Consider the following 23328-nt stretch of genomic DNA (forward strand, 5'->3'; position numbering starts at 1 on the left):
ACAGAACGCCCTTGGCGGAAGGGTCAGTTGCCGCCCGAGGTCAGGTTCTCCTTGATCTTGGCGACGGCGAAGCCCCAGCCCTGGGAGACGGTCGGCTTGCCCGGTACGGCGACCTCCTCCGGGTTGGTCAGCACGTCGAGGAGGACCGGTCCCGGAGTGTCGAAGGCCCGGCGCACGGCGTCGTCCAGGTCCGCCGGGTCGGTGACGCGGATGCCGGTCAGGCCCACGGCCTCGGCGACGGCGGCGAAGTCGGGGTTGTCGAGGACGGTGCCGAACTCGGGCAGTCCGGCCTGTTCCTGTTCGAGCTTGACCATGCCGAGGCGGCGGTTGTCGAAGACGACGAGCTTGACCGGGAGCCGCTCGGACCGCAGCGTCATGAGGTCGCCCAGGAGCATGCTCAGACCGCCGTCGCCGCAGAACGCCACGACCTGCCGGTCGCGGTCCCAGAGCTGGGCGCCGAGGGCCTGCGGCATGGCGTTGGCCATGGAGCCCAGGTTGTAGGAGCCGAGCAGCCGGCGGGTGCCCCGCATGCGCACGAAGCGCGAGAGCCAGACGGTGGCCATGCCGGTGTCGGAGGTGAAGACCGCGTCCTCGGCCGCGTGCCGGTCCACGGCCGCAGCGAGCGCCTCGGGCCGGATCTCGTGGTCCCGGTTGTCGAACACCGCCCGCACCCGCCCGACGAGCCGCTTGTCGTGGTCCGGCCGGGCGAGGGCGGCCTGGTCCTCCTCCCACTTCAGGAACCGTTCGCGGGCGTCGTCGAGGTGCGCGCGGTCCTCGACCGGCGCGAGCAGCGGCAGCAGGGCCCGCAGGGTGGCCCCGACGTCCCCGGCGAGCCCGACGTCCACCGGCACGCGCCGGCCCAGGCGCTCCTCCCGCAGGTCGATCTGCACGACCCGGCAGTCCTCCGGGTACCAGTCCCGGTACGGGAAGTCGGTGCCGAGCATGAGCAGGGTGTCGCAGGCGTCCAGGGCGTGGGCGGCGGCCGGGTTGCCGATCAGGCCCGTCTGGCCGACCTCGTAGGGGTTGTCCGCCTCGAAGCCCTCCTTGCCCTTGAGGGTGAGCACCATCGGGGCCGAGAGGTGCTCGGCGAGGCGCAGCACCTCCTCCCGGGCGTCCTGCGCGCCGCGCCCCACCAGGAGCGTGACCCGGGAGCCGTCGTCGATCAGCCCGGCGGCCTCGGCCAGGGCCGGGTCGTCGGGGCGGGTCACGGCCGGGCGGGGGAGCGCGAACCGTACGGGACGGTCGTCCTCGACCTCCTGGTCGCCGAGGTCCCCGGGCACCGTGAGGACCGCCACGCCGCCGCGGGTCACCGCCGCCCGGACCGCGGACTCCAGGAGCCTCGGCATCTGCGACGGCGAGGTGACGGTGGCCCGGTAGACGGCCACGTCCCGGAACAGGAGGTCGTTGTCCACCTCCTGGAAGTAGTCGCCGCCGATCTCGGACAGCGGGACCTGGCCGCAGATCGCGAGGACCGGGGCGCCGCTCTTGGCCGCGTCGTACAGCCCGTTGAGGAGGTGGACCGAGCCCGGCCCCACCGTCCCCATGCAGACGCCGAGGCGGCCCGAGAGCTGGGCCCGCGCCCCGGCGGCGAACGCGGCGGCCTCCTCGTGCCGGCAGCCGACCCAGTCGACGCCGTCCGTGGTGCGGATGGCGTCGGTGAGGGGGTTGAGGGCGTCGCCGACCACGCCGAAGACGTGGCCGACGTCGAGGTCGGCGAGGGCGTCGACGATCACCTGGGCGACGGTACGTGTCACGGGATGTCCTTCCACGGGCGTACGGGGGTCCCCGTCGCGCCTGCCCGCGCGGACGGAGTCGATGCGGGGAACCGTCCGCGAACGGGCCGTCCGCGCCGTTCCGCGACGGACGCGCGTGGAGTCGCGCCCGGCGGGCAGGCGGGTCGGGAACACCTCCGGGCCGGACCGGGCCGAGTGGCCGGCACGGGTCCTGCCCGCGGCCCTCGGCGTCGCCACGCCGACCGGGTGAAGGGCCTGGACCGGCCCAGACCCCCGAATCCGGCGCGTTTCACCCCGTTTGGGAGGCGAGCGCCCGGCAACACGAGAGAGGAGAAAGCCGTGGCCCAGGCATCGGGGAGCGGGACGGAGGGCAAGGAGGCGAAGGCGGAGCAGGAGCGGCCGCCGCCGGCCGCCGAGGTGATCCGGACGGCGATGGAACAGCTCGCCCGATTACTGAACCAGCCGGTGGAGGCGTTCAGTTCCTGCGAACGCGGCGAGGACGGCGCCTGGCGCCTCGCGGTCGAGGTCCTCGAACTGGAGCGCGTGCCGGACACGATGAGCCTGCTCGCGTCGTACGAGATGGACGCCGACCGGCGGGGGAACCTCATCGACTACCGCCGCACCCGCCGGTACGAGAGAGGGCGGGCGGACCGCCGCTGAGCGCGACGGCCGACGCCCCGCACCGCAGCCCGCCCCCGACCCGCACCCGTTCCCGGACGAGAGGGAGCTCGAAGTGGCCCTGGACCACGGCCTGGTGACCGACGCGTTCACGCGCGTCCCGCCGGCCGGCATCGAGATCCCGAAGACCGACACCCGTGTCGTCGTGACCGGCGTCGACACCCGCCTCCGCTTCGTGGAGGCAGGCAACCGCCTCGACCCGGAATCCGGTCCGCGCAAGAACCCCGACCCGGTCGGCCAGGTCACCGAGCCCGGTGCGCGCGGCACGACCGAGGGCGCCCCGAGCGGCGCCGCGCAGACCATCTCCGACGCCCTCTCCGAGCCGCGTGACGAGGAGCCGGAGGAGGAGAAGAGCAGCAGCAGCGGTTCGCGCCGCCGCACCTCGACCCGCCGGGAGGACAAGGAATGAGCACGTACGTCTACGGCATCGCCCCCGCCGACCGGGAGTTCCCCGAGGAGATCCAGGGCATCGGCGACCCCCCGCAGCCCGTGCGCACCGTACGCGGCGGCGACCTCGTCGCCCTGTGCAGCGACGCCCCGGCCGGGCTGGAGGCGAAGCGCCGCGACCTCCTCGCGCACCAGCACGTCGTGATCGAGGCCGGCAAGGACGGCCCGGTCCTTCCCCTGCGGTTCGGCGGGGTCTCTCCCGACGACGCCACGGTCGCCGCGATCCTGGAGGAGCGCCACGCCCTCTACGTGGAGCGGCTGAAGGCGCTCGACGGCAAGGACGAGTTCACCCTCGAGGTGGACCACGACGAGGAGGCGGTGCTCCACGCGGTGCTCGCCGACAACCCCGACCTGATGGCCCGGCACGCCGTCGACCGCGCGGCGGGCGACGGCAGTCACGAGGACGGGCCGGCCTTCGGCGAGATGGTGGCGCGGGCCGTCGCCGAACGCGAGCGGACCGACACCGCCCTCGTCGAGCGGACTCTCGCCCCCTACGCGGCGGCGACGGTGCGCGGGCCGGGGGGCACCGGACACCTGGCCAACCTGTCGTTCCTCGTGGAGCGCGAGCGACGGGACGAGTTCCTGAAGGCCGTGCGCGCCCTCCGTCAGGAGCACGGGCACCTGCGGGAGCAGGTGACGGGGCCGCTGCCCCCGTACAGCTTCGTCGAGGCGGGCTGAACCCGTGGGACCGCTCACCGAGGTCCCCCCGCTGCCGACCGCGCCGGTCCGGGACACCGCCCGGGTACTGCGGCAGGTGGTGGGGACGGCGGAGCGGGAGTACCGCGACCCGGCCCTCGTCCACCGCGGACCGGCCGCCCCGGTGATCGGCGTTCGAGGCGGGGGAGACCGACGAGGAGGGGTCCGACCGCCGGGAGGGCGCGCTCCCGGACCGCCCGGAGCCGAGAGGAAACCCGTGACGAGACACCGTCCGACACGGACGGCGCACCGGATCCGCGGACCCCGTGGGACCTGCGGATCCGGGCCGGAGGCCGACGGAACCGGAGGCATCCGCATCGACCCCCTCGACATCGAACCCCTCACCGTCGAGCCGCGACTCGTCGTGGCCTCGGTCGAGCGGGCCGAGGAGAGGGGCGTCGATCGGTGGGAACAGGTCCCCGCCCTGTCCTCCCGGGCCCGCAAGGGCGAACCCGGCCGCGAGAACGAGGAACCGCGCCGACTCATCACCGAACTGGAGACGAGGCAGGAGTCATGAGTGACGAACCGCTGCTGTACGTGTACGCCGTCGTCCGGTCCGCCGACGTCGACGGGCAGCCCGCCGACCCCCCGCCCGACGTGACGCTGGGCGGGGGGCTCGCGACCGTCGAGCACCGGGGCCTCACCGCCGTCGTCGAACAGGTTCCGGCGGCCGACTTCGACGAGGCGCCCCTGCGCGAACGACTGGAGGACCTGGACTGGCTCGCGACGGTCGCCAGGGCCCACCACGGCGTGGTGGCGGCGGCGGGCCGGCGCACCACCACCGTCCCCCTGCGGCTCGCGACCGTCTGCCGCGGCGAGCCGGGCGTGCGCCGCCTCCTCGCGGAAGGGGAGCGCGGTCTGTCGGAGGCCCTCGGCCGGCTGACGGGCGCCCACGAGTGGGGGGTCAAGCTGTACGCCGACGAGACGCCCGGAAGGGCCGCCCCCGCCGCTTCCGCGCCCGACGCCCCGGGGTCCACCGGGACCGCGCCGTCCGACGGCGGCTCGGGCCGCGACCACCCGCGCCCACTCCCCGGGGAGCACCGCGAGCGGCAGAACGCCGACGACACGGTGGCCCGCACCGCGCGGGAACTGCACGAGACCCTCGCCGGTACGGCGACGGAGGCGATCCTGCACCCGCTCCAGCAGACGCGACTGTCCCGGGCACCCGGCCGGAACGTGCTCAACGCCGTCTACCTCGTCCCCGACGGGGAGCGGCAGGCGTTCCTCGACGCGGTCCCCCGGCCCGACGACACGGGCCCCGGGCTGCGCGTGGAGATCACCGGCCCCTGGGTGCCCTCCTCCTTCACCCGGGCCGCCTCCGACGAGGAGCCGGAATGGTGACCGGCCGGCGGGAGATCGCGTTCGTCGGCCCGCTCGGAAAACTCCTGCGAGACCGCGGGATTCTGTGAATCCGCTAACTCCCGGGAAGAAGGGTTTGTTCCCGCCGGGTCCGGCTAGACGAAGCACATGAGCGCATCGGAGAAGAGCAACGAGAACCAGTCCGGTTGGAGCAGTTCGCGTCCTGCTTCGGACGGCACCGGGAACGGCGGCGCGGCGAGCCGGGGGACGGCCGCCGAGAAGAAGACGGTCCAGTCGGCGAAGGACACCGGAGAGGCGGCCGGCGGAACGCTGAGCGCGCTTCCCGCGCCCCTCGCCGAGAAGACCCTCGCGGCCGTTCACGCCGTCCGCGGCACCGGAGGCCTCGTGCTGACCGCCGTGCGCACCCGCAAGACGCTCACCGGCGGCACCGCCGTCAGTGCCGCGGCCGCGCTCACCGGGGCGTACGCCCTCGGACGCCGGGCCGGGCTGCGCTCGCGCGGCCCGCTCTCCCGGCTCACCGGCGGCCGTATCTGACACGGGTGGAGGGGTGACCCCGGGGCTCCGGGGCCACTTCCCCGCCCGGCGCGACATATTTTTCCCACCCGCTGAAAAACAATCCGAATTCCCCGGCCAAAGGGCATGGAGAATGCCTTGTCGAGGGAACGGAAAAGCGGTTCCGGGGTACGTTTGATTCGGAGGTCTATAAAAATGGTTCCCCTTCTTCTTGTTCTTCTGCTCGTGCTGATTCTTTTCGGTGCCGGTTTCGCGCTGAAGGCCCTCTGGTGGGTGGCCGTGATCCTGCTCGTCCTCTGGCTGATCGGCTTCGTGGCCCGGCCGAAGGGCGGCTCGGGCCGCTGGTACCGCTGGTAACCCGCACGTCCCGACGCCGACCGCGCCCGTCACCGACACCGGTGGCGGGCGCGAACGCGTTCCCGCGAGCCCCGGGAACGACGCCGGCCCCGGAAACGCCGGAACCCGGCACGCCCCGCGAAGGGCCGTGCCGGGTTCCGGCGTGCGGAAGGTGGAATCAGGCCGTCAGTACCGAGTCGTCCTCGGGACGCGCGCCGGGCAGCCGGTGACGGGCGGCGACCAGCGCCGTGTCCACGTCACGCGTTCCGGTGGAGACGCACAGCGTGTACGCGATGTCGTCCATGCGCTGCTGCACCTCCGGGCTCCCGTTCTCCGCGTGCAGCACCCTCAGCGTCTCGTACTGTTCGATCAGGTTGCTCAACACCGCGGGATGGGCCATCAACACAGTGGGTCTCCCCTCGCCGTCAGGGCGCCGACCGCCCGGTTCGATGCGCCGCTTACCCGGGCCCGCACGTTGTATGCGATCGGGAAACAGGGCACGGTGTCCCGTGCACGGCGCCCCGGACCAGGGCGGTCCCCTCCGTACCGGCGCGTTCCGGCCGCTTGATCACCCGCGGCCCTCCTCGCGACGATCACAGGAGAGTAGGGTCGTCGTTTATTGTCGTATGACAACGGTCGAGGTCGGGGTCGTACCGGGGGAGCGGCGGCCCGATCGGCGGCCGTGGTTGTGTTCAGGACCACCGTGGTGCCTGGCGAGCGAACGAGGATGAGGCATGTCTGAGACGACGATCGAGGGCTCCTCGGCCGCACGGCGGCCGGGACCCGCCGCCGTGGGAGAGGCGGAGCTGCGCCAGCTCCTGGCCGGCCTCACCGCCGTGCGCGACGGGGACTTCGGCACCCGCCTGCCCGACGAGGCGGGCGGACTCCTGGGCGAGATCTCCAGCGTCTTCAACGGCATGGTCGACCAGCTCTCCCTCTTCACCTCCGAGGTGACGCGCGTCGCCCGCGAGGTCGGCACCGAGGGCACCCTGGGCGGCCAGGCGGAGGTGCCCGGCGTCTCCGGCACCTGGGCCGACCTCACCGACTCGGTCAACGCGATGGCCGGCAATCTCACCACCCAGGTCCGTGACATCGCTCACGTCGCCACCGCCGTCGCCAAGGGCGACCTCTCCCAGAAGATCGACGTCGACGCCCGCGGCGAGATCCTGGAGCTGAAGAACACCATCAACACGATGGTCGACCAGCTCTCCTCCTTCGCCGACGAGGTCACCCGCATGGCCCGCGACGTCGGCACCGAGGGCATCCTCGGCGGCCAGGCGGACGTGAAGGGCGTCTCCGGCACCTGGCGCGACCTCACCGACTCCGTCAACTCCATGGCCGGCAACCTCACCGCGCAGGTGCGCTCCATCGCGCACGTCGCCACCGCCGTGGCCAAGGGCGACCTCTCGAAGAAGGTCGACGTCGACGCCCGCGGCGAGATCCGGGAGCTGAAGAACACCATCAACACGATGGTCGACCAGCTCTCGGCCTTCGCCGACGAGGTGACGCGCGTCGCCCGCGAGGTCGGCACCGAGGGCAACCTGGGCGGCCAGGCCACCGTCCGGGGCGCCTCGGGCACCTGGAAGGACCTCACCGACAACGTCAACGTGATGGCGTCCAACCTCACCGGCCAGGTGCGCTCCATCGCCCAGGTCGCCACCGCCGTCGCCCGCGGCGACCTCTCCCGCCGGATCACCGTGGAGGCGAAGGGCGAGGTCGCCGCGCTCGCCGACACCATCAACACGATGGTGGACACCCTGTCGGCGTTCGCCGACGAGGTGACGCGCGTCGCCCGCGAGGTCGGCACCGAGGGCCGCCTCGGCGGCCAGGCCAGAGTGCCGAACGTGGCCGGCACCTGGAAGGACCTCACCGACAACGTCAACTCGATGGCGAACAACCTCACCGGCCAGGTCCGCAACATCGCCCAGGTCACCACCGCCGTCGCCAACGGCGACCTCTCGAAGAAGATCGATGTCGACGCCCAGGGCGAGATCCTGGAGCTGAAGACCACCATCAACACCATGGTCGACCAGCTGTCCTCCTTCGCCGCCGAGGTGACGCGCGTCGCCCGCGAGGTCGGCAGCGAGGGCCGTCTCGGCGGCCAGGCCGAGGTCGAGGGCGTCTCCGGCACCTGGAAGCGCCTGACCGAGAACGTCAACGAGCTGGCCGGGAACCTCACCCGTCAGGTGCGCGCCATCGCCGAGGTCGCGAGCGCGGTCGCCGAGGGCGACCTGACCCGCTCCATCACCGTCGACGCCTCCGGCGAGGTCGCCGAGCTCAAGGACAACATCAACGCGATGGTCGGCTCGCTGCGCGAGACCACCCGGGCCAACCAGGAGCAGGACTGGCTCAAGTCCAGCCTCGCCCGGATCTCCGAGCTGATGCAGGGCCACCGCGACCTCGCCGTCGTCGCCGAACTGGTCATGGACGAACTGACCCCGCTGGTGGCCGCCCAGTACGGCGCCTTCTACCTCGCCGAGGACGGCACGCAGGGCGTCGAGCTCAAGCTCGTCGGCTCCTACGGACGCCCCGCCGACAGCCGCGACCGCTTCCGCCTCGGCGAGTCCCTCGTCGGACAGGCCGCCCGCAGCCGCCGCACCATCGCCGCCGAGAACGTGCCCGGCGACTACGTGTACATCTCCTCCGGCCTCGGCCAGGCCTCCGGAGGCGCCCTGATCGTGCTCCCGATCGTCGTCGAGGACCAGGTCCTGGGCGTCATCGAACTGGTCTCCTTCACCCCCTTCACCTCCGTGCACCGGGACTTCCTGGAGCAGCTCATGGAGACGGTGGGCGTCAACCTCAGCACGATCGTCGCCAACGCCCGCACCGACGAGCTCCTGGAGGAGTCCCAGCGCCTCGCCGACGAGCTGCGGGCGCGCTCCGAGGAGCTCCAGGTCCAGCAGGAGGAGCTCCAGCGCTCCAACGCCGAGCTGGAGGAGAAGGCGGCCCTGCTCGTCTCGCAGAACCGCGACATCGAGGCCAAGAACCTCCAGATCGAGCAGGCCCGGCAGGAGCTGGAGGACCGAGCCCAGCAGCTCTCCCTCGCCTCCAAGTACAAGTCCGAGTTCCTGGCCAACATGAGCCACGAGCTGCGCACCCCGCTCAACAGCCTGCTGATCCTGGCCCAGTTGCTCGCCCAGAACCCGACCCGCAACCTCACGGCCAAGCAGGTCGAGTACGCCGGCATCATCCACTCCGCCGGCTCCGACCTGCTCCAGCTGATCAACGACATCCTCGACCTGTCCAAGGTGGAGGCCGGGAAGATGGACCTCAACCCGGAGCGGGTGGCGCTGCGCCGCCTCCTCGACTACGTCGAGGCGACGTTCCGGCCGCTCACCTCCCAGAAGAGCCTCACCTTCACCGTCTCCACCGCCGCCGGCGTGCCCGTGGACCTCGTCACCGACGACTCCCGGCTGCGGCAGGTGCTGCGCAACCTGCTCTCCAACGCCGTCAAGTTCACCGAGCGCGGCAGCGTCGAGTTGTCCATCGAGCCCGCCTCGGACGACGAGCTGCCCGCCACGGTCCACCGCGGCGGCCCCGTCGTCGCCTTCCGGGTCAAGGACACCGGCATCGGCATCGCCTCCCAGCACCTGGAGGCCATCTTCGGCGCCTTCCAGCAGGCGGACGGCACCACCAACCGCAAGTACGGCGGCACCGGACTCGGCCTCTCCATCAGCCGGGAGATCGCCTACCTGCTCGGCGGCGCCCTCACGGTCGCCAGCCAGCCCGGCGAGGGCAGCACCTTCACCCTCTACCTGCCGGTCGCCCGGGCCGACTTCAAGGAGCAGTCCGCCCAGATCCCGCTCGTACGGTCCGACGAGGACGAGAGGACCGCGGAGCTCTCCGACACCTCCGCCGTCCGTCCCGCCCTGCCCCCCGCCCCGCCGGCCCGGCAGACCCGGCGCCTCCTCGTGATCGAGGAGCGCCCGCGCGGGCTGCTCTCGCTCGTCGCCGAGAACGCCGTCGTGGAGCTGACCGCCGGCCGCGACCGCGCGGACCGGGAGGACATCGAGCTGATCACGGCCGTCGGCCCCCAGGAGGCCGCGACCGCCCTCGCCACCCAGCCCTTCCACTGCGTCGTGCTCGAGGTCGACATGGCCGACGGCGAGGCCCTGCAGTTCCTGGACGCCATGGACGGCGACGAGGCGCTGCGCACCGTCCCCGTCCTCGCCCACAACAACCGCAGGCTCACCGCCGACCACGAGCGGGCCCTCCAGACGCGCGCCCGCATGCGCCCGCTGGAGCTGCTCTCCAGCCTCGACGAACTGCGCGAGCGGATCGCCCTGCACCTGTCCGCGGACCAGCCGGGCGACGTCGTGCCGCTGGTGCGCGGCGAGCACCGGCCCCCGGCGCCGCAGACCATCGACACCACGCTGCACGGCCGCACGGTCCTCGTGGTCGACGACGACGCCCGCAACCTCTACGCCCTGAGCGGCATCCTGGAGCTGCACGGCATCAAGGTCCTGCACGCCGAGAACGGCCGCAAGGGGATCGAGGCGCTCGCCGCGCACCCCGACATCGACCTGGTCCTGATGGACGTGATGATGCCCGAGATGGACGGCTACACCGCCACCTCGAAGATCAGGCAGATGCCCGCCCACACCGGGCTGCCCGTCATCGCGGTCACCGCCAAGGCCATGCCGGGGGACCGCGAGAAGAGCATCGCCTCGGGCGCCAGCGACTACGTGACCAAGCCGGTCGACGCCGACGACCTCATCGCCTGCATCCGCCGGTGGCTGAACGACTGACGGGCCGGGGCCCCGCCCGGGCCCTCCCGCTCCACCACCCCCCTCCGTCCCCTTCCGCCCGCGGCTCCGGCCGCCGTCCCCGAGGAGTCCGCGTCATGAGTGCTCCCCACCGCCACGGCGGGTACCCCGCCGTCGGTCCCCACGGGGACGGCGCTCCGACACCGGCCGGGCCCGCCGAGCCCCTTCCCGCCCGGGAGGAGGAGCGGCGCCCGTCGGACGACCACTCCGCCGTGGGCCGGCTGGCCGCGACGGTGGAACGGCTACGCGAGGAGGTGCGCGCCGCGCACGCCGCGGCCGAGGGGCGCGCCCTGATCGAACTCGCCAAGGGCGTCATCGTCGAGCGGCTCGGCTGCGGTCCGGCCCAGGCCGCGAAGCAGCTCGCCGAGCTGGCGGCCCAGGCCGGGCTCTCCCAGCTGGAACTGGCCGCGGACATCATCAACCAGGCCGCCCACGACCAGGTCGCCGAGGTCGCCGACGGCTTCGTCAGGACCGTACGGCACGCGGACGCGCCGGAGGAGGGCACCGGGGCCGACGGGTCGGTCGCCGTGCGCCTGCGCACGGCCGAGAGCGCCGCGCTCAACGCCGGGGACAGCCAGGCCGTCGCCGAGTCCCTCCTCGCACACGCCCTCGCGCCCCTGGGCGCCAGCGCCGTCGCCATCTGGACCACCGGTCCCGACGCCTCCCTGACCCTCTGTGGCCACGCGGGCTTCGGCGCCGACGAGCCCGCCCGCTGGCGCTACGTGCCGCCGGGCGTGGCCACCGTGGCCCGGGAGGCCCTCACCGCCCGCAGGACCGTCCGGTTCCCCTCGCTCGCGTCGGCCGGCGTCCCCTCGATCGGCCACGCCCGCCACCCCGACGGCGGCCGGGTGGCGGTGCCCGCCGGGACCGGCGGACGGATCCACGGCGTCCTGGAGATCTGCTGGCCCCGGCCGCTGGAGCCCCAGCCGCAGGCGGTGCAGCGCCAGATCGAGGCCCTGGCCGAACTGTGCGCCCACACCCTGGAGACCCTCCCCGTGCAGCCGGTGCGGACGCGGGCGCTCTCGTCCGGGTCCGCCGGGGCGTCGGAGCTCATGGAGCTCGCCGACGGCCTCTACGACCCCGCCCTGGTCCTCACCCCGCACCTCGACGACGAGGGGCGCCTGCGGGACTTCCGCATCCGCCACGCCAACGAGCACTTCCAGGACCCGGCGGGCCGCTCGCGCGGCGCCGTCGACGGGGCCCTGCTCCTGGAGGCGTACCCCACCACGGCCGGCGAGAACGAGCTCTTCGAGCGGATCGAGCGCGTCTACGCCACCGGGGAGCCCTTCCGCGCCCGGCGGACCCGCCTGACCGCCCTCGTGGACCAGGTGCCGCTCGCGTCCGCCGCCGACATCAGCATCAGCCGCCACGGCGACAGCCTGCTGCTCATCTGGCGCATCGAGGACGAGTCCGCCCGGCTCGCCAGTCTCCTCCAGCACGCCCAGCGCCTCGGCCGGATCGGCGGTTTCGAGGAGGACGTCCTGACCGGGGAGATCACCTGGAACGGACAGCTCTTCGACCTCTTCGGCCGGGACATCACCGAGGGGCCGGTCTCCCTGCGCGACCTCGCCGCCCACGCCCACCCCGACGACGCGGCCGCCATCGACCGCTTCCTCCAGGCCGTGCTGAGGCAGCGGCGGGCCAGCTCGACGGCCTTCCGCATGCTCCGCGGGGACGGGGTGACCCGTCACATCCGGGTGATCGCCGAGCCCTCCCTCGACATCGACGAGCGGCTCCTCGCCGTGCGGGGCGCCTACCAGGACATCTCCGCCCAGCACTGGACGGAGGTCGCCCTGGCGGCCACCCGCGACCAACTCGCCGTCACCGAACAGGAGTCGGCGGAACGCAACCGGCTGGCCCTCCAGCTCCAGCACGCCATCATGCCGCCGACCAAGGCCCCGCTCGACGCCCCGGGCCTCGACGTCGCCGTGCGCTACCGGCCCGCCGAGACCGAGTCCCTGGTCGGCGGCGACTGGTACGACGCCGTCGTGCTGCCGTCCAAGAAGATCCTGCTGTGCGTCGGGGACATCGCGGGCCACGGCATCGAGGCCGCCACCGGCATGGTCGTCCTGCGCAACGCCCTGCGCGGCCTCGCCGTGACCGGAGCGGGCCCCGCACAGCTCCTGTCCTGGCTGAACAACGTGGCCCACCACCTCACCGCCCAGGTCACGGCCACCGCCGTCTGCGGCGTCTTCGACCCCACGACCCGCACCCTGCGCTGGGCCAGGGCGGGACACCTCCCGCCCGTACTCGTACGGGGCGACCGGGCCACCACCCTGCCGCTGCTCCAGGGACTGCTGCTCGGGGCCCTCGCCGAGGCCGAGTACGAGGAGACGGAGATCCAGCTGGAGCCCGAGGACACCGTGCTGATGTACACCGACGGCCTCGTCGAGCGGCGGGACACCTCCGTGCACGACTCCCTGGACCAGCTCCTCGCCACGGCGCAGACGCCGGCCGACGGCCTGGAGCGGCGCCTCGACCTGCTGCTCACGCACAGCAAGTCCGACACCGACGACGACACATGTCTGATCGGAGTGCGCGTCACCTGACCGCACGCCCGATCCCCATCACCCCCTTTTGTGGAAAGCAGGAAGCATGCCCGAGCGCGAAATGAACCTGGACGTCGAAGTGGAGGTCCGCGACGCCGACACGGCGGTCGTCTCCGTGGGGGGCGAACTCGACGTCGAGACGGCCACCATGCTCCACCACCACCTGGCCAACCAGTTCCTGCACGGTCGCCGTCACCTCGTCCTGGACCTCTCCGCCCTGGACTTCATGGACTCGTCCGGCCTGAACGTCCTGATCAGGGCGGGACGGGACGCGCGGGAGTCCGGGGGAGACCTGCATCTCGCCGCGCCGACCCCGGCCGTACGCCGCATCCTGGAGATCACGGGGCTGACGATGAGCACGCCCCTGCACTCCGACGTGGCGGGCGCGCTGGTCGCGGCCGGGCACGAGAGCTAGAAAGCCGGAGCACGTGGACGAGATCACCGGTGTCGAGCAGGCCCTGCGCCGGGCCGCTCCGCACCTGCTGGTGAGCGTCGTGGCGGACGCCCTGCGGAAGCAGTGCGGAGCGCTGCGGGTCGAGCTCCGGCTCGCCGACTACGCGCTCCGCTCGCTCCAGCTCGTCGAACGCGTGCCCCAGGCCAACCCCCCGGTCCTCATCCACGGCAGCCCCCAGGGACGCGCCTTCGGCGCCCAGGAGCCGTACGTCGTCCGCGAGGCCGACGCCGTCTCCGTCCACCTGCCGGTCACCGTCCGGGGGGACCGGATGGGCGTCCTCACCGTCGCCCTGCCGGCGGGCGCCGACCTCGTGCCCCTGCTGCCGGAGCTGCGGCACGTCTGCGAGGCGCTCGGCCACGAGATCCTGGTGGCCGAGCGCGACACGGACCTGTACGACCTCGCGCGGCGCGCCACCCGGCTGACGCTGGCGGCCGAGATGCAGTGGCAGCTCCTGCCGGGCCGCTCCTGCTCCCGCCCGGAGTTCGCCCTCGGCGCCCACCTGGAACCCGCCTACGCGATCTTCGGGGACAACTACGACTGGTCGGCCTCGGCCGGCCACCTGACCCTGGCGGTCACCAACGGGATGGGGGAGGGCATCGAGGCCGCCCTCCTGACGAACCTCGCCCTCAACGCGCTCCGCAACGCCCGCCGCGCCGGCCTCGGCCTCGCGGACCAGGCGGCCCTGGCGGACCAGGCCGTGTACGCGCAGTACGGCGGCGACGCCTTCGTCTCGGTGCTCCTGCTGCGCTTCGAGCTCGCCACGGGCGAGGTGGAGGCCGTGGACGCCGGATCGCCGCGTCTGTGGCGCCTGCGGGACCGCTCCGTCGAGCACGTCTCGTTCGAGTCCCAGCTGCCCCTGGGCATGTTCGAGGACACCGTCTACACGCCGCAGCGCCTCACGGTGCGCCCGGGGGACCGGCTGCTCTTCGGCAGCGACGGGGTGTACGACGCGGCCTCCCCCGACGGGGAGTCCTACGGGCACCGGGCGCTGGCCCGCGCGCTCACCGCCACGAAGCTGCTGCCGCCCTCGCAGGTCCCGGGCGCGGTGCTGCGCGAACTCGCCGCGTACCACGGCGACACCCCGCTGGAGGACGACGCGCTCGTCGTCTGCCTCGACTGGTACGGGCAGCAGGAGGGGCACGGCCCCGGCTCCCCGGAGGCCGCCGACGGCTGACCCGCCCCACGGGTTCGGCCGTGTACCCAGTGTCAACAGTTGCCGTGCGGCAACTGTATCCTTGGGGCAACACCTGGCTCGTGTCCGAGGTGGACACGCCGCAGACGAGCAGAGGGTGACAAGTGGGACATGGGCTACGTGACCGGACGGCGCGCGGGGGTCAGGCGGACCGCACGTCCTTGAGCGGCGCGCCCCGGTGCACCGGGGGCGCCGACGGTCTCTCGTCGTCCAGCGCGTCCTGGAAGCCCGTCAGACCGCGCAGCAGCGCCTTCCGGCTCGTCGGGGACATGCCGGAGATGACGGCGAGCAGGGCCTCCTCCCGCTGGACCCGCAGGTCGTGCAGGTACGCCTTGCCCCGTACGGTCAGGTGCAGTTCCAGCTGCCGGCGGCTGACGGGGCTGGGCAGCCGCTGCACGAACCCCAGCGCCTCCAGCCGGTCGCACATGCGGCTCACCGAGGGCGGCGCGGAACCGAGCAGTTCTCCCAGGGCGCGGAGGTTGATGCCCTCCTCGCGGTCGAGGCTGTAGAGCACGCGGAGCTGGGACGCCGACACCGGTGTCGACGACACCATGTCCCGGCCGCGCTCCCACAGCACCTCCAGAAGCTCGATGAGCTCCCGGGCGGCCTGTGCCGTCTCCCGCGGCTCCCGCGGGGACGGGTCGGGGTTCGTGTCCATGGCTACCGACACTCCTCAGGCGTCCGGGGCGGAAGGCGTCGGCCGCGCGACGCGCCGGTCATCTCCACATCTCTCCAGAAGGCGGTACGGGTTCGGTGGACCGACACGTGACAGTGGAACGCGCTCTGCGCGGGGCGCCGCCACACCGCCTCCTGGACTCCCTCCGTGTCGATCTGGCGCGGCGGTTCGCCGCGCTCTCCACCGATCTGCTGCTCGTCGACTACGGGCTCACGTCGCTGCGACCCGTCGAGCCCGTGCAGGATCCGGCCGGGACGCGGCACGGGGCCGTGGGGTCGGGGCCCGCGGGTCGCGCTCTTTCCACACAGCAACCATATCTTTTCGGTGGTGACGGGCCCACGGCGACCGCGTACCTTCCTGTGACGGTTCGCGGCGAACGGTGTGGCGTCCTCGTGGTCGTCCTGCCCCCTGACCGGGCCACTCCCGCGGTGACCGGGGAACTCGCCGACATCGCCGAGACGCTGGGACACGCCCTGCGCGTCGCCGACCGCCACACCGACCTGTACCGCCGGACGCGCAGGGCGCGCGCCCTCAGCGTCCCGGCGGAGATGCAGTGGGGCGTCCTTCCCGGGCAGGCGTGCACGGGCGCCGAGTTCGACCTGTACGCCTACTGGGAGCCCTCCTACACCTCGGGCGGACACGTCCTGGACTGGTGCGCGACCGAGGAGGAACTCACCCTGGTCGTCGCCGACGGCACCGGGCCCGGCGCCCCGTCCGCCCTGGTGAGCAACCTCGCCCTGAACGCCATCCGCAACGCCCGGCGCGCCGGACTCGACCTGGTCGGCCAGGCCAGCCTCACCGACCAGGCCCTCTACGGCCAGCACCGGGGCGAGCGGCCCCTCTCCGCCCTCCTGCTGAGCTTCGCCCGCGCCACCGGCGAGGTGCGGGTCGTCGACGCGGGCTCGCCCACGGTCTGGCGGGACCGCGGCGCGGCGACCGAGCGGATCGAGCTGGAGCGCCAGCTCCCCCTCGGCATGTTCGAGGACACCGTCTACGCCACCCAGCGCCTCCGCGTCCTCCCCGGCGACCGCCTGGTCTTCGTCGCCTGCGACCGGGGCGAACCCCCGCCCGGCGGCGACGCGGCCCTCGACCGCGCGGTGCGCCGCGCGATCGAACGGACCCGCCGCACGAGCTGCGCGGACACCCCCCGCGCCCTGGTCCGGGAGCTGCGCGAGGAGCCCCCCGGCGGACTGCCGGACGACGTTCTCGTACTCTGTCTGGACTGGCACGGCCGCGTCCCCGCCGAGCGGCGCGCGGTCACCGACGAGGAGCACCGACGCCTTCCCGGCCCTCCCGCCGTGTGAGTACGGTCGTGTCCGCGTTCTCGGGTGCGGACGGTGTGGAAATCGCAAAGGAGGGAAGGTGCGCAGGATGAGGTACGGAGCACGGCACCGAGCCGTGTGAGGGGAGGCAGGCCGATGACGGACGCGATCGCCGCGGAGCGCGTGACACAGGCGCCCTTGCTGTACGCGAGTGTCGACTACGACGGTACGGACGCCGACGACGGCATGGTCGCGTCCGCCCGCGACTTCACCGCCGACTTCCTCACCGCCTCCCCCGCCGCGGGGCGCCGGCCGGTCGCCCGCGAGCGCGTCGACCTCGCGCGCCTGGTGGTCAGCGAACTGGTGACCAACGCCGTGCGCCACGCGCCCGGCCCCTGTCGCCTGCTGCTCGAACTGTTCGAGGACGCTCTGGAGATCTCGGTGTTCGACGGACTGGAGGCCTCTCCCGTCCCCCGGGGCCACGACCCCGGCCGCGTCGGCCAGCACGGCGTCGAGATCGTCGTCGCCGTCTGCGAGAGCGTCAGCGTGGAGCCGTCCCCCTCCGGGAAGCGGGTCAGGGCACGCCTCTCCCTCGTCTGATCCCGCCCGGCGGAGGGGCCCGTACCGCCCCGGAGAAATTTTTTTGAGAATGTGCGCATGCTCCCTGAGAGCCGGGGTATGCGGGCCGTCCGGGGGAAGAACGGGTTGTCGACGAAAGAGGGGGTCATCGGAGTGCTGACCACAGTGCTGACCGAGATGAATGCCGCTGACGAGAAGACCGTGGGGGGCCTTCCCGTACTCGAAGCCCCCGACAAGGTGGCACCGAAGGACGCGCGCGAACTGTCGAAGGTGTTCTTCGACCGCATGGCGGTACTGGAGGAGGGAACTCCCGAGTACCAGTACGCCCGCAACACGCTGATCGAGATGAACATGTCCCTCGTGCGCTACGCGGCCGGCCGTTTCCGGGCCCGTGGCGACGACATGGAGGACATCGTCCAGGTCGGCACCATCGGCCTGATCAAGGCGATCGACCGCTTCGACATCTCCCGCGCGGTGGAGTTCACCACCTTCGCCGTGCCCTGCATCGTGGGGGAGATCAAGCGGTTCTTCCGCGACACCTCCTGGGCCGTCCACGTTCCCCGCCGCCTCCAGGAGGCCCGCGTGGAGCTGGCCAAGGCGACGGAGGAGCTCAGCTCCCGCCTCGGCCGGTCGCCGAGCGTGGCGGAGCTCTCGACCCTGATGAACCTCTCCGAGGACGAGGTCATCGAGGCGCGGATCGCCTCCAACGGCTACAACTCCACCTCGCTCGACGCCGCGGTCGGCGGCGAGGGGGAGGAGAGCGGCGCCATGCTCTCCGACCTCATAGGAGAAGAGGACCCGGCCCTCGAACTCTTCGAGGACTTCCACGCCCTCGCCCCCCTCGTCGCCGAACTCGGCGAACGGGACCGCCTGCTGCTCCACCTCCGGTTCGTCGAGGAGCTGACGCAGTCGGAGATCGGCAAGCGGCTCGGCATCTCCCAGATGCAGGTCTCCCGGCTCCTCTCCCGCAATCTGGCCCGTCTCCGCAAGGGCATGCTCGCCCCCGTGGAGTGACGGCTCCTCCCTCCCCCGCTTCTCCCGGGGAACCGAACGGCCTCACCGCCCCCCCTTCCGGTGAGGCCGTTCGCCCGTGCGCGGCCGTTCCGGGGGATGGCCCGGCCGCGGGCGGGGCCGCTACCTTGAGCGGCATGCAGCCGCAGCAGCCCTACCGGGCCCCCGCCCCGACGGCCCCGGAACAGCCCCGCAACCGCGTCAGGTCGGTGGCGTTTCCCCTCATGGCCGGGCTCCTGCTCGGCGTCGCGGGAACGGGCGCCGCCTGGATGCTGAGCGCGGGCACCGGCCCGGCCGGGGGAGGCCCCGAGGGGGACGCGCGCTCCGCCTGCCGGGCACTCGAAGGATTCGACCCGGCGAAGTACACGGAGGCGGGCCCCGCCGGCGAGATCGCCGTCAACCGCTACGCGGCGGCCGGTGTGCTCTCCGCCTCGGCGGCGGCGGGCGACGCCCGGTACGAGCCACTCGCCGAGGCCGTCCGCCGCTCCCAGCAACGGCTCTCCCTGCTCTCCCGGTTCGACGTGACGGGGAAGAAGGACCTGGACCGGGCCCGCGCGTTCTGCGAGGACCTGTAGCCCGGCCGGCGCCCCCGGAAAGCGAGCGTCATAGCGCGCCCCGGGCCGCCGCGCCCCCGGTACCGGGCGGTAGCCCCTGTATCGGGGAAACGGCCCGGACCCCCGGGCTCCTCGGACTATCGTGCCTCCCATGACCCCGGACGAGATCGACCCCGGCCACGAGTGGCCCCTGCCTCCGCCCTGGATGTGGGACTGCGACGAGTGCGCCGACCTCTACCGAACCATGCGGGACGTCGGCGACCGGATCGCCGAACTCCGCCTCACCGGCGAACGCGGCGTCGACTGGGACCCGTTCGACAGCACCGTCACCACCCAGATCGCCCTCGGCGCCCACCTCGCGGCCCGCCACCGCGACCTCCTGCCCGACTGGGACCCCGCCTGCGAGACCTGCGCCCGCCACCGGGAGCGGATCGCCGAGGACCGGGAACCGGGCCCGCGGCGGGACCACGACGTCCGCTGCGGCGGCGAACACCTCGCCCGCCACGTCTACGCCCCGCCCCGGACCGTCGGCCTGCTCTGAACCGGACCTGCCCCCGACTCCATGAAGGGGAGAAACGACGAAGGCGAGGAGATCGCTCTCCTCGCCACTCTCAACTTATAGCGCACAGGGGGGCTTGCGGCAAGGGCCCGGTCGTGCCGCAGAATCGCTGGTCTCGGCCACGACCTGCGGAAAGAGGAACACCATGAGCACGCGGTACGTGCGGGACCTCGGGGAGACCGACGAGACGCAGCTCGCGGTCGTCGGGGGCAAGGGCGCGAATCTGGGCGCGCTGTCGCGTATCGACGGCGTCCGCGTACCGGCCGGCTTCTGCGTGACCACGGACGCCTTCCGGCGGGCCGTGGAGGGGGCGCCCTCGATCGACGGCCCGCTCGACCGGCTGTCCCGCACGGACCCGGACGACAGGGAGGCGACCCGTACGCTCGCCGGGGAGGTCCGCCGGGCCGTCGAGGCGGTCGGCGTCCCGGACGACGTCGCTGAGGAGATCACGGGCGCGCTCGCCCGGTTCGGCGGGCACGACGCCTACGCCGTCCGCTCCAGCGCCACGGCGGAGGACCTGCCGACGGCCTCCTTCGCCGGCCAGCAGGACAGTTACCTGAACGTCGTGGGACCGGCGGAGGTCCTCCGGCACGTCGGCCGGTGCTGGGCCTCGCTGTTCACCGAGCGGGCCGTGACCTACCGCCGGCGCAACGGCATCGACCACCGCACGGTCCGCATGGCCGTGGTCGTCCAGCGGATGGTCGTTCCCGACGCGGCAGGCGTCCTGTTCACGGCCGACCCCGTCACGGGCGACCGGCGGGTCGCCAGGGTGGACGCCGGCCTCGGGCTCGGCGAGGCCCTGGTCTCCGGCCTGGTGAACCCGGACGTCTTCACCGTACGGGACGACGAGGTCGTCGCCGGGACGATCGCCGCCAAGCACCGCGTCCTCCGGCCCCTGCCCGGCGGCGGCACGCGGGAGGTGGAGGTCGACGCACAGCGGCGGGAGCGGCCGGCGCTGACGCGCGATCAGGTCCTGCGGCTGGTGCGGCTCGGACGCCGGATCGAGGCGCGCTTCGGCCGCCCGCAGGACATCGAGTGGTGTCTGGTCGGCGACGACTTCCGGATCGTCCAGAGTCGGCCGATCACGACGCTGTTCCCCGTGCCCGAGACCGACGACCGGGACAACCACGTCTACGTCTCGGTCGGCCACCAGCAGATGATGACCGACGCCATGAAGGCCCTGGGGTACTCCATGTGGCAGCTGACGGCCATGGTGCCCATGCACGAGGCCGGCGGGAGGCTGTTCGTCGACGTCACCCGGCGCCTGGCCTCGCCCGCGAGCCGCGCCGCCCTCCTGGACGTCATCGGCAAGGGCGATCCGCTGATCAGAGATGCCCTGGAGACCGTCCTCGACCGGGACGACTTCCCCCTGCCGCCGCCGGACGCGGACCCCGCCGCGCCCACGGGTCCCGCCGCGCCCGCGCCCGCGCCGATCGAGGCCGACCCGGCGATCGTCACCGCGCTGGTCGAGCGCAGCCAGGAGTCCGTCGCCGCGCTGGAGCGCGACATCCGGACGAAGACCGGACCGGAGCTGTTCGACTTCCTCCTCGAAGCCTTCGAGGAGCACAAGCGGGTCCTCTCCGACCCGCTGAGCTTCCGGGCGCTCATGGCGGGCATGGAGGCCGCCTGGTGGCTCAACGACAAACTGGAGGAGTGGCTGGGCGAGAAGAACGCGGCCGACGCGCTCACGCTCTCCGCCCCCGGCAACGTCACCTCGGAGATGGGCCTCGCGCTGCTCGACGTCGCGGACGCGATCCGCCCCCACCCGGAGGTCGTCGTGTTCCTGGAACGCGCCGGGGACGACGGCTTCCTGGACGAGCTGCCGAAGCTCCCGGGCGGAACCGGGGCGCGCGACGCCGTCGAGGCCTACCTCGACCGGTACGGCATGCGCTGCGTCGGCGAGATCGACATCACCAGGCCGCGCTGGCGCGAGCGCCCCGCCGCCCTCCTGCCCGCGATCCTCGACAACGTCAGGAACTTCGGTCCCGGCGCCGCCGAGCGGCGCTTCGAGCAGGGCCGGCGGACGGCCCTGGAGAAGGAGCGGGACGTACTGAACCGGCTGCGGGCCCTGCCCGACGGGGAGCGGAAGGCCGCCGGGACGAAGCGGATGATCGACCGGGTCCGGACCTTCGCCGGATACCGGGAGTACCCGAAGTACGGCATCGTCAGCCGCTACTCCGTCTACAAGCGGGCCCTCCTGGAGGAGGCCGGGCGCCTCGTGCGGGCCGGTGTGCTCTCCTCGGCGGAGGACGTCTTCCACCTCACGTTCCAGGAGTTCCACGAGGCCGTGCGCACGCGGCGGGTCGACGAGGGGCTCGTCCGGCGGCGCGAGGAGGAGTACCGGGCGCACCGGGCACTCACCCCGCCCCGGGTGCTGACCTCGGACGGCGAGGCCCTCAACGGGGCGTACCGGCGGGACGACGTGCCGGCCGGTGCCCTCGCCGGCCTGCCGGTCTCCGCCGGCACCGTCGAGGGCAGGGCCCGCGTCGTCCTCGACATGGAGGAGGCCGACCTGGAGGCGGGCGACATCCTGGTCACCGCCTACACGGACCCCAGCTGGTCACCCGTGTTCGTCGGCATCACGGGCCTGGTCACCGAGGTCGGCGGTCTGATGACCCACGGCGCGGTGATCGCCCGGGAGTACGGCCTGCCGGCCGTCGTGGGCGTCGACGGGGCCACCCGGCTGATCCGGGACGGGCAGCGGATCCGGGTGCACGGGACCGACGGGTACGTCGAGATCCTCTCCTGAGGTCGCGGCCCCCCCTCCCGGCCCGTCGGCCCGTCACTCCGGTTCCGTCCGCACCGGGCGCCGGATCAGGTAGGCCCCCGCGCAGGCGACGAGCAGCAGCATGCAGCCCGTGAACACCAGGCCCGCCCGCTCCAGACCGAGCGGGCCGGTCAGGAGACCGACGCCGATCACGGGGAGGGAGATGCCCGTGTACGCGACCAGGAACAGGGTCGAGATCACCGCCGCGCGCCGGTCCTCCGGCGCGGCCCCGGCGACGGCGGACAGGGCCGCGCGGAAGGTCAGGCCCTGCCCGGTGCCGCCGACGACGGCGGCCAGGACGACGAGCACCAGCAGGTCGGCGGCGAGCGCGCCCGCCAGGAGGGCCAGGCCGGCGAAGAGCACGGCGCAGCCCAGGGGCAGGGACCGGGACACCCCGAAGCGGCCGACGGCGAGCTGACCGGCGGTGGAGGAGAAGAAGGCGAGGGCCACGATCAGACCCGTCACGGCGTGGTTGTCCACGTGCAGGAAGCGGGCGAGGAACGCGGGGCTGACCGAGGTGAACACCCCGAACAGGGCGAAGCCCACGAAGGAGGCGAGCGCCGCCGGCACGAACACCCGGCGGACCGGCCCGGGGAGGGCGGGCCGCCGGGGCCGTACGGCGGACAGGGGCCGGCGCTCCCGTACGGTCTCCGGCAGCCGCAGGACGACGACGGCCGACAGCAGCGCCAGGGCGAGGTGCACGGCGAACGGGAGCAGCAGCGGCTCGGGGGCGTACTCCGCGAGCAGCCCGGCGAGCAGGGGGCCGCAGCCGAGGCCGCCCATGTTGGCGGCCGTCGCCACGAGCGTCGCCCGGGACGCCCCGCCCGGCGGAGCCAGGTCCATGACGTAGGCGGTGGCGGCGCCCGTGAACAGGCCCGCCGACAGGCCCGAGAGCAGCCGGCCCGCGTACAGCCAGCCCAGGCCGTCGGCGCACAGGAAGCAGACGGCGCTCGCCACCGCGAAACCGAGACCGCACAGCAGTGTCGGCCGTCTGCCGACCGTGTCCGAGGCGTCGCCCGCGAGGAGCAGCACTCCGATGACCCCGAAGGCGTACACGGCGTACACCACGGTCACGGTCAGCTCGGAGAACCCGAACTTCTCCTGGTACAGCGGGTAGAGCGGCGTCGGCAGCGTGGTGCCGGCCATCCCCACGACGAACACGGCCCCGCCGAGCAGACACCGGAGCCATCCCTGACGATCACCAGCCATGCCGCAGACCGTAACTCCGGCGCGGGG

Annotated in this window: 21 protein-coding genes; 17 read left to right on the forward strand and 4 right to left on the reverse strand. The window is 73.1% G+C overall.

Annotated elements, in window-relative coordinates; translation table 11 throughout:
- Window positions 1–23: 23 nt before the first annotated feature.
- A complete protein-coding gene (locus ACFY7E_RS22450) occupies window positions 24–1754 on the reverse strand; it encodes a thiamine pyrophosphate-dependent enzyme (protein WP_383437982.1) in 1731 nt (576 codons plus the stop codon).
- Between the two features lie 318 nt (window positions 1755–2072).
- Between ACFY7E_RS22450 and gvpO the strand changes: the two genes are divergently transcribed.
- The 7 genes from gvpO to ACFY7E_RS22485 all read left to right on the forward strand — a co-directional run bounded on the left by gvpO (window position 2073) and on the right by ACFY7E_RS22485 (window position 5744).
- On the forward strand, window positions 2073–2393 hold the full coding sequence (gene gvpO, locus ACFY7E_RS22455; protein ID WP_389487449.1) for a gas vesicle protein GvpO: 321 nt from the start codon (window positions 2073–2075) through the stop codon (window positions 2391–2393).
- Window positions 2394–2466: 73 nt separating this feature from the next.
- Window positions 2467–2820 (forward strand): gas vesicle synthesis-like protein, encoded by a 354-nt coding sequence (locus ACFY7E_RS22460; RefSeq protein WP_389487451.1) that lies wholly within the window; start codon window positions 2467–2469, stop codon window positions 2818–2820.
- Window positions 2817–3536 (forward strand): GvpL/GvpF family gas vesicle protein, encoded by a 720-nt coding sequence (locus tag ACFY7E_RS22465; protein WP_389487453.1) that lies wholly within the window; start codon window positions 2817–2819, stop codon window positions 3534–3536. The genes ACFY7E_RS22460 and ACFY7E_RS22465 overlap by 4 nt, the downstream gene beginning before the upstream one ends.
- Window positions 3537–3807: 271 nt before the next feature.
- Window positions 3808–4071, forward strand: coding sequence for a hypothetical protein (locus ACFY7E_RS22470; RefSeq protein ID WP_389487638.1), 264 nt, complete (start codon window positions 3808–3810; stop codon window positions 4069–4071).
- Window positions 4068–4895: a GvpL/GvpF family gas vesicle protein gene (locus tag ACFY7E_RS22475; protein WP_389487455.1), complete on the forward strand. Its 828-nt coding sequence runs from the start codon at window positions 4068–4070 to the stop codon at window positions 4893–4895. Before ACFY7E_RS22470 ends, ACFY7E_RS22475 begins: the two co-directional genes overlap by 4 nt.
- Before the next feature lie 126 nt (window positions 4896–5021).
- The gene (locus ACFY7E_RS22480; RefSeq protein ID WP_389487457.1) at window positions 5022–5408 is read left to right on the forward strand and encodes a hypothetical protein; all 387 of its coding nucleotides are present in this window, start codon (window positions 5022–5024) and stop codon (window positions 5406–5408) included.
- A 174-nt stretch (window positions 5409–5582) separates the two neighbouring features.
- Window positions 5583–5744 (forward strand): DUF5670 family protein, encoded by a 162-nt coding sequence (locus ACFY7E_RS22485; RefSeq protein WP_383437962.1) that lies wholly within the window; start codon window positions 5583–5585, stop codon window positions 5742–5744.
- A gap of 157 nt (window positions 5745–5901) precedes the next feature.
- Here ACFY7E_RS22485 and ACFY7E_RS22490 read toward each other — a convergent pair whose 3' ends face one another.
- On the reverse strand, window positions 5902–6129 hold the full coding sequence (locus ACFY7E_RS22490; protein ID WP_389487459.1) for a DUF5133 domain-containing protein: 228 nt from the start codon (window positions 6127–6129) through the stop codon (window positions 5902–5904).
- Between the two features lie 328 nt (window positions 6130–6457).
- On the opposite strand from ACFY7E_RS22490, the gene ACFY7E_RS22495 reads away from it, so the two are divergent.
- From ACFY7E_RS22495 to ACFY7E_RS22510, 4 genes are all read left to right on the forward strand, one after another.
- Complete coding sequence (locus tag ACFY7E_RS22495) at window positions 6458–10471, forward strand: HAMP domain-containing protein (protein WP_389487461.1); 4014 nt, start codon at window positions 6458–6460, stop codon at window positions 10469–10471.
- 95 nt (window positions 10472–10566) lie between these two features.
- The gene (locus ACFY7E_RS22500; protein WP_389487463.1) at window positions 10567–13038 is read left to right on the forward strand and encodes a SpoIIE family protein phosphatase; all 2472 of its coding nucleotides are present in this window, start codon (window positions 10567–10569) and stop codon (window positions 13036–13038) included.
- 46 nt (window positions 13039–13084) lie between these two features.
- Window positions 13085–13453, forward strand: coding sequence for an STAS domain-containing protein (locus tag ACFY7E_RS22505; RefSeq protein ID WP_389487465.1), 369 nt, complete (start codon window positions 13085–13087; stop codon window positions 13451–13453).
- 13 nt (window positions 13454–13466) lie between these two features.
- The gene (locus ACFY7E_RS22510) at window positions 13467–14666 is read left to right on the forward strand and encodes a PP2C family protein-serine/threonine phosphatase (protein WP_389487467.1); all 1200 of its coding nucleotides are present in this window, start codon (window positions 13467–13469) and stop codon (window positions 14664–14666) included.
- 160 nt (window positions 14667–14826) lie between these two features.
- Here the strand turns inward: ACFY7E_RS22510 and ACFY7E_RS22515 are convergent, their stop codons facing one another.
- The gene (locus ACFY7E_RS22515) at window positions 14827–15342 is read right to left on the reverse strand and encodes a MarR family winged helix-turn-helix transcriptional regulator (protein ID WP_389487469.1); all 516 of its coding nucleotides are present in this window, start codon (window positions 15340–15342) and stop codon (window positions 14827–14829) included.
- Between the two features lie 446 nt (window positions 15343–15788).
- On the opposite strand from ACFY7E_RS22515, the gene ACFY7E_RS22520 reads away from it, so the two are divergent.
- The 6 genes from ACFY7E_RS22520 to rph all read left to right on the forward strand — a co-directional run bounded on the left by ACFY7E_RS22520 (window position 15789) and on the right by rph (window position 22074).
- Window positions 15789–16664: a PP2C family protein-serine/threonine phosphatase gene (locus ACFY7E_RS22520; RefSeq protein WP_389487471.1), complete on the forward strand. Its 876-nt coding sequence runs from the start codon at window positions 15789–15791 to the stop codon at window positions 16662–16664.
- Window positions 16665–16778: 114 nt separating this feature from the next.
- Window positions 16779–17222 carry an ATP-binding protein gene (locus ACFY7E_RS22525; RefSeq protein WP_389487473.1) on the forward strand — a complete coding sequence of 148 codons (444 nt, stop codon included), beginning with the start codon at window positions 16779–16781 and terminating at the stop codon, window positions 17220–17222.
- 156 nt (window positions 17223–17378) lie between these two features.
- Entirely contained in the window at window positions 17379–18215 is an 837-nt protein-coding gene (locus ACFY7E_RS22530; protein ID WP_389487640.1) for an RNA polymerase sigma factor SigF, read from the forward strand.
- A gap of 134 nt (window positions 18216–18349) precedes the next feature.
- Window positions 18350–18787: a hypothetical protein gene (locus ACFY7E_RS22535; RefSeq protein WP_389487475.1), complete on the forward strand. Its 438-nt coding sequence runs from the start codon at window positions 18350–18352 to the stop codon at window positions 18785–18787.
- A 130-nt stretch (window positions 18788–18917) separates the two neighbouring features.
- Window positions 18918–19307: a hypothetical protein gene (locus ACFY7E_RS22540; RefSeq protein ID WP_389487477.1), complete on the forward strand. Its 390-nt coding sequence runs from the start codon at window positions 18918–18920 to the stop codon at window positions 19305–19307.
- Between the two features lie 163 nt (window positions 19308–19470).
- Entirely contained in the window at window positions 19471–22074 is a 2604-nt protein-coding gene (rph, locus tag ACFY7E_RS22545; RefSeq protein WP_389487479.1) for a rifamycin-inactivating phosphotransferase, read from the forward strand.
- Window positions 22075–22107: 33 nt separating this feature from the next.
- On the opposite strand, the gene ACFY7E_RS22550 is transcribed toward rph, so the two are convergent.
- The gene (locus ACFY7E_RS22550) at window positions 22108–23301 is read right to left on the reverse strand and encodes an MFS transporter (RefSeq protein ID WP_389487481.1); all 1194 of its coding nucleotides are present in this window, start codon (window positions 23299–23301) and stop codon (window positions 22108–22110) included.
- Between the last annotated feature and the right edge of the window lie 27 nt (window positions 23302–23328).

It is taken from the genome of Streptomyces sp. NPDC012825 (genome assembly GCF_042900925.1).
Lineage (GTDB): Bacteria > Actinomycetota > Actinomycetes > Streptomycetales > Streptomycetaceae > Streptomyces.

Bases quoted from the DNA above. Each gene is read 5' to 3' on its own strand.
- ACFY7E_RS22530 (WP_389487640.1), top strand. From the start codon at position 17,379: ATGAATGCCGCTGACGAGAAGACCGTGGGGGGCCTTCCCGTACTCGAA.
- ACFY7E_RS22465 (WP_389487453.1), top strand. From the start codon at position 2,817: ATGAGCACGTACGTCTACGGCATCGCCCCCGCCGACCGGGAGTTCCCC.
- rph (WP_389487479.1), top strand. From the start codon at position 19,471: ATGAGCACGCGGTACGTGCGGGACCTCGGGGAGACCGACGAGACGCAG.
- ACFY7E_RS22550 (WP_389487481.1), bottom strand. From the start codon at position 23,301: ATGGCTGGTGATCGTCAGGGATGGCTCCGGTGTCTGCTCGGCGGGGCC.
- ACFY7E_RS22495 (WP_389487461.1), top strand. From the start codon at position 6,458: ATGTCTGAGACGACGATCGAGGGCTCCTCGGCCGCACGGCGGCCGGGA.
- ACFY7E_RS22480 (WP_389487457.1), top strand. From the start codon at position 5,022: ATGAGCGCATCGGAGAAGAGCAACGAGAACCAGTCCGGTTGGAGCAGT.
- ACFY7E_RS22505 (WP_389487465.1), top strand. From the start codon at position 13,085: ATGCCCGAGCGCGAAATGAACCTGGACGTCGAAGTGGAGGTCCGCGAC.
- ACFY7E_RS22500 (WP_389487463.1), top strand. From the start codon at position 10,567: ATGAGTGCTCCCCACCGCCACGGCGGGTACCCCGCCGTCGGTCCCCAC.
- ACFY7E_RS22525 (WP_389487473.1), top strand. From the start codon at position 16,779: ATGACGGACGCGATCGCCGCGGAGCGCGTGACACAGGCGCCCTTGCTG.
- ACFY7E_RS22540 (WP_389487477.1), top strand. From the start codon at position 18,918: ATGACCCCGGACGAGATCGACCCCGGCCACGAGTGGCCCCTGCCTCCG.
- ACFY7E_RS22485 (WP_383437962.1), top strand. From the start codon at position 5,583: ATGGTTCCCCTTCTTCTTGTTCTTCTGCTCGTGCTGATTCTTTTCGGT.
- ACFY7E_RS22475 (WP_389487455.1), top strand. From the start codon at position 4,068: ATGAGTGACGAACCGCTGCTGTACGTGTACGCCGTCGTCCGGTCCGCC.
- ACFY7E_RS22515 (WP_389487469.1), bottom strand. From the start codon at position 15,342: ATGGACACGAACCCCGACCCGTCCCCGCGGGAGCCGCGGGAGACGGCA.
- ACFY7E_RS22535 (WP_389487475.1), top strand. From the start codon at position 18,350: ATGCAGCCGCAGCAGCCCTACCGGGCCCCCGCCCCGACGGCCCCGGAA.